The sequence below is a fragment of the Mycobacterium persicum genome (assembly GCF_002086675.1).
In the GTDB taxonomy this organism is placed as follows: domain Bacteria; phylum Actinomycetota; class Actinomycetes; order Mycobacteriales; family Mycobacteriaceae; genus Mycobacterium; species Mycobacterium persicum.
On the sequence record NZ_MVIF01000251.1, the window covers coordinates 1 to 1,064 of the forward strand.

Consider the following 1,064-nt stretch of genomic DNA (forward strand, 5'->3'; position numbering starts at 1 on the left):
GATATTCCGGCGGGTCCGGGTTTTGGGAATGCGACGGGCGGTCCGTCGTCGGGGTTCTTCAATCAGGGCAGTGGCAGTTCTTCGGGGTTCGGTAACTTCGGGGCGAACAATTCCGGCTGGCACAACTCCGCGATCGGCGCTCTGGGCAACTCGGGGCTGGCCAACCTGGGGGCGTTGCAATCGGGCCTGTTCAACCTGGGCAACTCGGTCTCGGGCTGGTACAACACCGGCACCGCCGGCGTGGGCGCCCCGGCGCAGCTGTCCGGGCTGGCCAACGTCGGCACCGACCTGGCCGGCCTGCTGCACGACGGCCCCCAGGCCACCGTGTTCAACCTGGGCCTGGGCAACCTGGGTCAACTCAACCTCGGCTTTGGCAACACCGGCGAGCTCAACTGGGGCAGCGGCAACGTCGGCAGCGCCAACGTGGGCAGCGCCAACCTGGGCAGCCTCAACCTGGGCAGCGCCAACATCGGCAGCACCAACATCGGCTTCGCCAACACCGGCCCACACCTAAGCGCCGGTCTAGCCAATATCGGACTGGCCAACACCGGCAGCCACAACCTGGGCCTGGGTAACTTCGGTGATGACAACATCGGCGTGGCCAACACCGGCACCGGCAACATCGGCATCGGCCTGACCGGTGATCACCAGATCGGCTTCGGCGCCCTCAACACCGGCACCGGCAACATCGGCCTGATCAACTCCGGCACCAACAACATCGGCCTCTTCAACTCCGGCTCCGGCAACTTCGGCATCGCCAACTCCGGCGCCACCAACAGCGGAATCGCCAACACCGGCACCACCAACACCGGTGTGCTCAACACCGGCGCACTCAACACCGGGTGGGGTAACACCGGCACCGCCAACACCGGTTTCTACAACAGCGGCACCACCAACACCGGCATCGCCAACCCCGGCAACACCAACACCGGCGCCTACAACACCGGCACCACCAACACCGGCATCGCCAACCCCGGCACCACCAACACCGGCGCCTTCAACACCGGCAACATGAACAACGGCATCCTCTGGCGAGCCGACTCCCACGGCCTCCTCGGCGCCAC

1 protein-coding gene is annotated in these 1,064 nt (G+C 66.2%); it reads left to right on the top strand.

Annotation, left to right across the window (positions count from 1 at the left end; all coding sequences use genetic code 11):
• On the top strand, positions 1-1,064 hold a 1,064-nt coding region (locus BST40_RS28195), incomplete at both ends, for a beta strand repeat-containing protein (protein ID WP_142276861.1).